The organism is Hydrogenophaga aquatica, from assembly GCF_054780915.1.
Genome location: NZ_BAAGVK010000021.1, coordinates 17,052 through 27,100, shown reverse-complemented (window position 1 = coordinate 27,100; position 10,049 = coordinate 17,052). Strand labels below are relative to the sequence as shown.

Annotated in this window: 5 protein-coding genes; all 5 read right to left on the bottom strand. The window is 63.3% G+C overall.

Going from position 1 to position 10,049, the window contains the following annotated elements:
- The coding region (locus ACYVHH_RS15470; protein WP_460566091.1) for a retention module-containing protein at positions 1-1,200 on the bottom strand (1,200 nt) is incomplete at its 3' end.
- A 284-nt stretch (positions 1,201-1,484) separates the two neighbouring features.
- A complete protein-coding gene (locus ACYVHH_RS15465) occupies positions 1,485-6,344 on the bottom strand; it encodes a retention module-containing protein (protein ID WP_460566090.1) in 4,860 nt (1,619 codons plus the stop codon).
- 90 nt (positions 6,345-6,434) lie between these two features.
- On the bottom strand, positions 6,435-9,074 hold the full coding sequence (locus tag ACYVHH_RS15460) for a retention module-containing protein (protein ID WP_460566089.1): 2,640 nt from the start codon (positions 9,072-9,074) through the stop codon (positions 6,435-6,437).
- A gap of 73 nt (positions 9,075-9,147) precedes the next feature.
- A complete protein-coding gene (locus ACYVHH_RS15455; RefSeq protein ID WP_460566088.1) occupies positions 9,148-9,393 on the bottom strand; it encodes a hypothetical protein in 246 nt (81 codons plus the stop codon).
- Positions 9,394-9,403: 10 nt separating this feature from the next.
- Entirely contained in the window at positions 9,404-10,045 is a 642-nt protein-coding gene (locus ACYVHH_RS15450) for a helix-turn-helix transcriptional regulator (protein ID WP_460566087.1), read from the bottom strand.
- Positions 10,046-10,049 lie beyond the last annotated feature (4 nt).

Here is a 10,049-nt window from a genome sequence, read left to right as displayed (position 1 = left end):
TTCGGACACCGTCACGTCGTTCAGCGTCACCACCGTGTCATCGATCGTGTCGTTGACCGTCACCGTCGCCACCGCACCACTGGTGTCGAGGTCTTCATAGTTGCCCCCTTCTGCATCGGTGATTGTCAGCTCGAAGGTTTCGCCATCCTTGTACGGGTCATCGCCTTGTACCGGGAAAGTCACGCTGCCGCTGGTCTCGCCCGACAGGATCGTGATCTGCTGACCGTTGCTCAGTGTCAGCACCAGATTGCCTTGCGGTGCGTTGGTCACCGTCGCCGTGATGGTGACGTTGCCGCCTTCGTTCACCGTCGGGCTGTTCAGGCTCACCGTCGTCGCGTCGTCGTCGTCCACCACGCTGATGCTTGTACCCTGATCGATATTCAGCTCGTCGTACTGCCCACCTGAGGCGCCGGTCACGGCAACGTCCACGAGATCCGTGCCTTGGATGTACTGGTCATCACCACGAATTTCCAGCGGAACGAATCCGAAACTTTCACCCACAGGAATGGTGATCGTCTGGCCATTGCTCAAGGTCAGGACAAGAGCCGACCCGGTCGGAGGCACATCCACCTCAGCCACCAAGCCGACTGGTGTCCCTTCAATGACATCGTCACCGTCGATGTAGACGAATCCACCGTTCTCCCCGCGAACAGGCTGCCCCTCCTCGTCCAACAGGATGTAGCGCAGGGTCACATTGCCCACCACGGGTTCGGCATCCACAGCTGGAGCCGCGGCACTCAACAGTACCTCTTCAGGGCCAGGCAGGGGCTGGAAGCTGTACTCGTAAGCCAGCGGGTCCACGCCTTCGGTCACGCGCAGCAAGCGAACGAAGTCGCTGCCGTCACCACCACTGCCGGCGCCACCACCGGCCGCCGCGGCTTCCAGCTCTTGCGTCAGGTCTCCGCCCTGCTCCAGCACCTGGAGGATCTGGTCCACGGTACCGCCCTGCAGCGCAGCTTCCTGGCTGGCCGGGGTGCTTTCGGTCTGGGCCACGGCCTCATCAACGCGCACCGTCTGCTCAGGAGCCACGGCCATGGTCTGGCCGTCTTCCAGCACCAGCTCCACGCGTGCACCAGCGGCGGTGCGCACGATCTCGCCCTTCTGAATGATGTCCCCCACCTTGAGCGGACGGACCGTGCCATCCAAACCCACCACGACGGCGTTGCCATTTACGGAGGCAACGGTTGCGAACTTGGCCATGTCAGTACTCCTGAGTGAAAAAGTGACTCAAGCGTATCGATGCGTGTGAATTTTGGGTATTGGACTTAGGTACTAAAGTGATCTATGCAACCGACTTTTTTTGGGGTTCCCAAATGTGGAGTCAAGCAGCATTTGATAAAAACAACAAAAAATATCAATTTCACCACCCAAGGCGGGCACGTAAAAAAAGGAGGCCATCTGAGATGGCCTCCCGGAATGGGCGGCAAGGCCCCCCGGCCTGCCTCCCTGGATCGCGCTCTCGGCCGCGATTCAAACTTGCCGCATCAATGGGTATCCAGGTTGCCTGCAGACTTCATCTTGGCGATGAGGTCGTCTGCGCTGGTGGCCCCAAAGGTGTTTTCCAGCTGCACCAGCGACATGTTGTCGAAGACGATCTTCTGGGTCACGTCGCCATCCGCAGTGGTGCTGACATTCAACACGGCCTTGCCCCCCTCCTCGCCGAACGACAGGAAATGGGTCAAGGTGTCCGCGCTTTCGCCCTGCAGAAGGTCGCGCAGGTCCAGCGTGTCGCCCTCGGCCTTGCTGAAGTCGGTGATGTGATCCACCGCCGGGGAATCTGCCGTGCCCTGGTCACCCAGCGACCACTTGAACACGTCGGCGCCAGCGCCTCCGGTCAAGGTGTCGTTGCCCGCACCGCCGATCAGGATGTCGCTGCCATCGCCGCCGGTCAGTACGTCGCTGCCTGCCGTGCCCATCAGCACCGTGACGGAGTCGGCAGCGGAAGCCGTGCCTGAGGAGCCATCCCGCGCCTCCGCCGTGGCCGTGACGGTCAACTCGGTGATTTCCGCGGGCACCGAAAGCGTCAAACCTTTGACGGTCACGACACCGGTATCCGGGTCAATGGCCACCGTATTGGTGAACCCGCCGCTGCCGTCCAGCGCAATCTTCCAAGTGGTGACACCGTCCACCGTGCCCAGGTTCTCGGCGCCAGACAGTGCCGTACCGGCTGGCGTCTTCACAAGCAGCTGGGTGATGCTCTCCGAATGGTCAACGTCCGTTGGTGTGGCGGTGATGTCCACCGTGTAGTTCGTTGTGGCCGACTCGTAGGAAACCGTGTGCAGCAGGTAGTCGCTGGTAGCAACACGGGCACCATCGGCGGGTGTTGAGAACTCGATGGCTGCGATGGTCTTGCCAACCGTGGCGGTGAATGTCACCGGGTCTTCAATTCCGTCGTGGCCACCAGCGATCTGGTGAGACTCGCTGGACCCGTCGGTATAACGCACGGTATAGACCGCCGTTTCGTTGTGGCTGTTCAGCCAGGCCAGTTGGAAGGTGACGCTGGTCGCTGGTGTATCCAGTTCAACGACCAGTTTCTCTCCTTGGCCAATCTCGGAGTCGGCACCGTTGCTGGCAGCACCCGCCACACCGAACCCGGTGGGAAAGCCCGTGTCCTTGATGGAGATTTCACCCAACGCCCCGTCTTTGTACGCCGTGACCGTGAAACCCGCCGGGGTGCCTGTTGCCCCGCCCGAGCCATTCAGCACATTGGACAAGTCCACCCCATACAACGACGTTGTGGTGCTTGGCGTAAGCGTCAGCTCTACGGTGGGCACATCGGTCACCGGATCGACGGTGATGGTGGCCGTGGCTGGTGCGGACAAGGCGCCAGTGTTGTCCTGGGCCTGGTATTCGAAGGTGAACGAGGCTGAGGGCGTGCTGTGGCTCAGGTCGGGCGTGGGGACAAAGGTCACCACCGCCTCGCCAGCGGCGTCAGCGGGCACGGCATCCCCCTCGTTGAGTTCAACGCCATCCAGATAGAGCTTGCCGTTCAGGTTCTCCAGGCTACCGATCACAAAGCCGGTCACAGCGCCATCAATGTCGTGCCCTTGGAGGGTCACGGGAATGCCAGCGCTGTCTTCAACCCCGCTTGCGGTCACAGCCTGGGCCACAGGCGCGTCGTTCGTACCGGTGATGTTGATGGTCAGTGTGGCCTGGCTCTGGTCGCCATCGGCGTCTTGGATAACGTATCCCACCGAGAAGCTCTTGGTTTCGCCTTCGGCCAGCGCCTGAACCTCTGGCCGGTCGTTGTGCAGGTCAAAGCGCCACACGCCGCCGCCATCCAGCGCCAGATTGCCGTACTTGGACAGCTCGTCAAGAACTTCGGGTGTCCAGAGCCATTGAACGTGCTGGATTGGGCCGTCTGCGCCGGGAACGTCGTTGTCCAGCACATTGCCGTTGATGGTGCCCAGCGTCACGTCCTCCGTGAGGTTCACCGAGTCATCCACCGCAAAGGGAACGTCGTTCGTGCCGGTGATCTTGATGACCAGCTCTGCCTCGTTGGACACGTTGCCATTCGGGTCTTTGACCGTGTAGTGGAACACGTCTTGCGCCAAAGCCCCTTCCGCCAAGGCCAGCGTGGCTGCCCCATTGGCCACGTAGCTGTAGCTGCCATCCGACTGCATCGTCAACGTGCCATAGGGCGTCACCACCACGTAGCTGCCATCAGCCTCGGGAGCCACGGCAACGCCGTCCACCAGCAGTGAAGCCACGGACAAATTGATCACAGGGGTGTCGGCATCCCAGTCGCGCCCGCTGGCGGCACCGCGCCCATCGTCGTCGTCGGTGATGACGTTGCCAACGACGGTGTCGTTTTCTGTCACCTCGTAGGCATTGCCCACGGCAACCGGTGCCACTGTGGGCTGCGCCTCGCCAGAAATGGCATTGCCATGGATGGTCAGGGTCGCGCTGGACGGATCACCGTCGGCGTCTTCGATGGTGTAGGTGAACACATCTGTGTAGTCACCGTCCAGGCTAGGCGCCACTTCGTAGGACTGCACCTTGACGAAGAAGTCCGAGTCGTCAATGGTCGAGTGGCCGTCTTTGCTGTACGGCACTGCGTCGAACACGAGTGTGCTGAAGGCGCCAATGCCGGACACTGTGAACGTGGCCTGGTGAACGTTGACCCAGGTGACGCTGGTGGAGTTGGCATAAGGCCCTTCGGCATTCGCACTGACCACGCCACTGGCCACCAGGTTGCCTTCTGAGTCAAAGGCATACCAGCGTGCAGCTTCACCACCCTTTTCGTTCTGATACAGGCGAGACACCGAAACCGTGGCAGAGGTCACCGCTTGCTCACCGAACTGGAATGCGAGCGCTTCGCTCTTGCCGTCGAAGTAGTTGATCTCGTTCGGTGCGGATATGGCGGCATTGCCCGCCACGCCATACCCGTCACGGCCAACATCCGTGACCACGCCACCAGCCAAGGCGTTCGAGTACCGGCCCTGAGCATCCAGGAAGGACACGCCCTGCTGAAAAGGCGTCATGGTGATGTCCTGCAGGCTCCCGGGCTGGGCGTTGTAGGTGTAGGTGTAGTTGCCATCCGCATGGATGGTCAAGGTGCCGTACTGGCCCTGCACGGTGAACGTGCCGTCCGGGCCGGGCTGGCCTTCCACGCTGCCAGCCTTGACTCCCACGACATGGAGCCCGCCATCGGTGCCGGGCTTGTCCACCCCAAAAGAGGGGAATTTCGGCCCAAAAGGAGGCCGCCCGCCTTCAAAACCAGGGCGGTCATCACCCGCGACAGGGTGTGACGGCCCAGGCGGGGGCCCATCACCGTTGCCAGCGAAAGTGGGAAGCGTGCCCGCCCCGGTGATGACGTTGCCCGTTGCAACACCTTGCTCAACCACGTCCACGTCGTTGACCGCCCGGGGCTGACCGTCAAGGATGGTCAGTTCGCCATTGATGAAGTCAAGCGCCTCAAACTGCTCACCACCGGTGTAAGACAGGACAGCGATGGGTTCTGTGACTGCGGCATCCGTTTCGCTGCCCGGCTCGCCGTGTTCGGTTACCAGGACGGTAAACGGGGTGGAGGTGACTGGTGTTCCTGCGACGTAGTCTGTGTCAAAGGTGATGGTCGCGCCGTTGGACAAGGTCAACACCAGGGGGCCGTCGATCGGGGCACTGGACAGCGTCGCGGTGACGGTGGCGTTTTCTGTGCCTTCCAGGTACTCCACACTGCCAAGCGTAACGGTCGTCGTGTCGAAGCTGTCGCCGATCGTGACCGGGCTGCTTTCGTTGACCACGTCCAGCGCTTCGAAGTTGCCGCCGTTGCCCACGGCAACGATCTCGGCGCTCAGCTCGAAGGCTTCTTCGGCGTACACGTCGCTGTCGGGGTAGCCTTTCAGCGCCACCGCGTCGGGCGGAATCTCCACACCCCAGGCCACGGTCACCGAGCCGCTGGTCGCGCCCGCCTCCACGGTGAGCATGACCACCTGGCCATTGCTCAGCGTGAGCTGGAACTGCTGGTCCGCCTGCGGGGCGTTGTCCAGTTCGATGGTGTAGGTCACCGAGCCCGCGTCTTCGTCGCCGCTGCCTTCCGAAGTCAGCACCGCGTGCGTCGTGTCGATGGTGTCGTCGATCACGGTGACGACATTCTGGTCATTCACCACCAGCGTGCTGTAACCACCACCCGTGACCGAACCCACGGTGACCTGCACCGTTTCGCCGTCCTGGTACGGGTCATCGCCCTGAGGCGGCACGGTGACCGAGCCCGTGGTCTGCCCTGCAGCAATGGTGATGACCGCGCCGTTGGATAGGGTGATGGTCATGTCGGACCGTGCAGGGGCACCCAGCGTGACGGTGTACTTGATACCTTCGGCTTCCGTCACCAGGGGGTCGGCGGTGAGCGTCATCGAGGTTGACAGGGGGCCGTTGCTGTTGCCCGGTTCCAGCACGTCCGGCACGCTCTGGGTTGAGGTGCTGAACTCGAAGGAAAGCGGGTCGACCCCTTCTGCAACGCGCAACAGGCGGACGAAGGCATTGCCTTCCCCGCCGTCACCGGCACCGCCGCCGGCTGCAGCAGCCTCAAGCTCCTCGGTCAGATCGCCGCCGCGCTCAAGCGCCTGGATGACGGTGTCGATGGTGCCTGTGGCAACCGCGCCATCTGCAGCGGACGGCGTGGCATCGCCCCGCGCCAGGTTGTCGTCCGCACGCACGGTCTGCTCTTCCGCGACGACCAGCTTCTGGCCGTCTAGCATGGTCAGCTCGGCACGGGCGCCTGCAGCCGTGCGCACGACTTCACCCTTCTGGATGGCGTCACCCACCTTGAGCTCACGGACCGAACCGTAGGCCCCCACAACGAATGCCTTGCCGGTCAGCGAGGTGACCTTTGCGATCTGCGCCATGCGGTACTTCTCCCGATAGAAATAGACAGGGCCACAGGTTATTCAGACCTGTGGCCCACGCCTATTGGACGGAAGTACCGTTAGTGTGAGTTATGCATCCTTGCGGAGATTTCCGTTGTCCAACAGCTTCTGAATGATCTGGATGTCGCTGTCACCCCCGGCGTAAGCCTGCAGGTCCAGCAGGCTGACGTTGTCCAGCGTGATGGACTGCAAGGCATCGGGCACGCCGTCTCCGTTCAAGTCCTCGCCCGTGGCCACATGCATAACCGCGTGCCCGGCGTCGTTCTGGCCGAAGCTGAGGTAGTTGTCCAGGTTGGCCGCCGAGAAGTCCTCGGTGTCCAGCATGTCACCCAGGTCGATGCTGTCTCCGCCATCGTCAACGTGCGCCAGTGTGAAGCCGTCATCGGTCTCGGCCGGTTCGGGAATGTCATTCACCATGGCCGCGCTGGACAGGCTGTAGCTGGCAGACGTGCCTTCGTCGACACCGTCCGCCTCACCCAGCACCGTCTGGAACGAGAAGCTGCTGGTTGTGCTGTCGTTGTCCGCGTCGATGGCGGTGGCCGTGAAGTCCATGGCGATGGGCTGGTCGAACTCCAGCACGGTTTCGGTGCTGAAGCCGAAGGCGAGCTTGACGTCCGAACCATAGGTGCCGCGATCGTCACTGCTGAAACCCGCCGTGACCTGGATGCTCTCGATGCCGTCCCACCCCTGGGGAGTCGCCACCACGTACGACTCCAGCGGGCCGCCGCTGTAGCTGGTCTGCGTCAGGGGAACCAGTTGACCGTCCATCAGCTGGAAGTCGCCGAACCGGCTGTCCAGCACCAGTTGCATCGTCTCGCCGTTGGTGCCTGTCACATCAAGGTGCAGCACATCGGTCTGGTTGGCCTGGCCAAAGCCTACACTGCCTTCGGCCTTGAAGTTGAGCGTGATGCTGCTGGCAGGCTTTTCCGGGTTGTACAGGAGGCTTTCGGTGCTGAGCGCGCCAGACTGCTTGTCGACATAACTCGACAGGTTGTTGTTGTCGAGACCGATGCCCGTGCCCGACGGGTTCACGGCTGTACCAACCGTCGTGGCACTGTAAGTCACCGTGGTCCCGGCGCCATCGGCCATGCCCAGCAACGCCAGGGCCTGGTTCTGCGGCGCGGCGGCTACCGTGGCCGTCAACGGCTGCCCGGTATCGGCATCGGTGTAGTGGATGATGAACGTGCTGACCGGGCCGCCCGCCTCGGTGGCACCGACGTACTCGGAGGGCGTGATCTCGACCACCACGGGCTTGGCGTCGAGCACGATGTTGTAGCTGCCGTCGCTGTTGAGCGTCAGGGTGAAGCCGATGGTGCTCGGCGGCGACCCATAGGTGAAGGTACCAGTACCGGTGGCCGTGGAGGCATCGAAGTCGAACGAGCCGGTGGCAGGCATCCCGTTGACGGTGACGCCGTCCAGCGTCATGTGGCTGACCACGGGCTCCGTCAGGTCTGCCCCGAGGTACGCCGCCCATTCGCCTGTGAACACGGTACCGGACGCCATGCCCCCGGCGTCTCCGATGTCCAGCGTCGGCGTGGTGTCCAGGACGGACAGGCTGACCCAGCCCTGGGTTGTGCTGCCATCAGTGTCTGCGGCGTTGACCACGACGTTGCCGATGGCAATGGTGTCGTCGGTATGCAGCAGGTTGCCGCTGACCGCCGCGGTCACGGTGACACCGTTACCGCTGGCATCGGACAAGCTCAGCGTGATGGTGCCGCCGTTCGACGCGGTGCCGACGAGTTTCCCGTCGACCAGGCTCCAGGTCAGAAGCTGGCCCGGCGCCAGCCCGCCCACAGTGGGCTCGCTACCCTCCTGCGGCAACGCGAAGGTGTAGGCCGAGGTGTCCATGGCATCGGCCCCGGGGGTGAACGTCAGCACCACACTGCTGGTGGCCACGTCTACCACCTCGGTCACCGGAGGAAGCTCCGCCGTGCCCGGTTGGGGGGCGGTGTCGGTGATGGTGAAGGTGACCGTGCTCTGCACCGACACGCCTCCCGCCCCCACCAGATTGAACGTGAACACCTCCACGTTAGGCTGGCTGTCGTGGTCGACAACGGGGGCCACGTAGGTGAACTGGCCGTTGGCCACCACCACAACGGTTCCCAAAGACCCGATGTAGGTGCCGTCCTGCGGCGTGAGGACGATGGAAGGATCGGCACCGCCAGGGACCCCCAGGGTCATGGAAGACGCCTCGGGCAGTTGCGCGGCCACGGCCGTACCGGCAGGCGGCGGCCCGCTTGGCGGCTCCTGCGTCTCGGGCGCAACGGCACGCCCTTCGATGGTGTCGACGGGCTGCCCCGGCTCGAAACCATAGGTATAGGAAAGCGGGGTGACGCCTTCGCTGATGCGCAGCAGCCGGACAAAGCTGCTGCCATCGCCTTCGCCGCCACCGGCAAGGCCTGCGGCTGCGGCCTCCAGCTCGTCCAGGTCGCCCCCCCGGTCCAGCACTTGTATCACCGCCTGCAAGGCGTCGGTGAGGTTCGGGTCAGCAGGGGTGGGGGCCTCTGCGCCCATCTGGAGCGCCTGGTCACCACCCAGCGTCAGGGTCTGCCCGTCGTCCAGGGACAACTCGACAACCGCGCCCGGCGCCGGGCGGATGGTGTCACCCAGCTCCACGCGTTCGCCCACGGCCAGCAGCCTTGGCGCCCCCGCAGCGTTGATGACGAGAACTTGCCCCGACAGGGACAAAACGGTTGCAGACTGAGCCATCGCACGCCTCCTGATAAGAAAAACCCTATACGTGCAGTATGGGTGTGCATCAGATCGGCGTGTTTGACGTGAGTCAAATCAACCCGGCATCCCCTTCATCCAGCAACTTGAGGCGGTTGCTGAGCGTTGCTCGCGTCTGGCGCCGCTCCAGAAGCTTGGCCTGCGCTGCCGGCGGGAAATCGGTGAACTGGATGACACCCCTTGTGATGAGGATGTCGATCAGGTCTTCTGTCACGCGCGCCAATCCGGCATCGCTCTCTGCCAGCGCCTTGTGCTCGGCCTCGAAACCCGGTCCACCCTGTTCGCCAGACTTGCTCATATCGCCCCCGTCAACCCTGCTGTGTGTTGCTGTGAGAGAGGTGCAGCACCAACTGCACCCGGTCGCGCACGCCAAGCTTCTCAAACACGGAGCCGAGGTGTGCCTTGACGGTTCGCTCCGAGATGTGCAGCAGATCGGCCACTTCCTTGTTCGACTTGCCTGCGGCAACAGCACGCGCCACCTGCGCCTCCCGGTCAGACAGGAGCGACAGATCGGCTTCGGGGACCTGCGCGTTCGGACTGCGCTCGATGGCCTCCCGGGTAGCCGTCATCAGGCGCTGCACCAGTTCCGGCCCCACCCACAGCCCGCCATGGGAAACCACCTCGGCCACCTCCCGCATCAACTCGGGAATGGCCATGAGGTGGCAGTAACCGCGTGCCCCGGCGTTCAAGGCCCGCAAGCCCTCGGCGTCATAAGGCACAGCACTCGCGACGACCACCCTGCACAAAGGCTCCAACTGCAGCAGGGCAGCCACCTTTTCCTTCCAGTCCGCATGGGCCACGGGCACCCAGACGACGTCTCCGGGACGCACCGTTGCCTGCAAGGTGCTCCAGTTGCTCCATTGCCCGTCAGGGAAAGCGAGCAGCCAGCGCTCTGGCGGCACGATGGGCGGGTGGGCTGATGCGCTGGCGAGGAAGTGCTGCTTGCTCATGGTG

What these genes read in the sequence shown, in the direction of transcription:
- ACYVHH_RS15460 (WP_460566089.1), bottom strand. Translation starts at nt 9,074, where the DNA reads ATGGCTCAGTCTGCAACCGTTTTGTCCCTGTCGGGGCAAGTTCTCGTC.
- ACYVHH_RS15450 (WP_460566087.1), bottom strand. Translation starts at nt 10,045, where the DNA reads ATGAGCAAGCAGCACTTCCTCGCCAGCGCATCAGCCCACCCGCCCATC.
- ACYVHH_RS15465 (WP_460566090.1), bottom strand. Translation starts at nt 6,344, where the DNA reads ATGGCGCAGATCGCAAAGGTCACCTCGCTGACCGGCAAGGCATTCGTT.
- ACYVHH_RS15455 (WP_460566088.1), bottom strand. Translation starts at nt 9,393, where the DNA reads ATGAGCAAGTCTGGCGAACAGGGTGGACCGGGTTTCGAGGCCGAGCAC.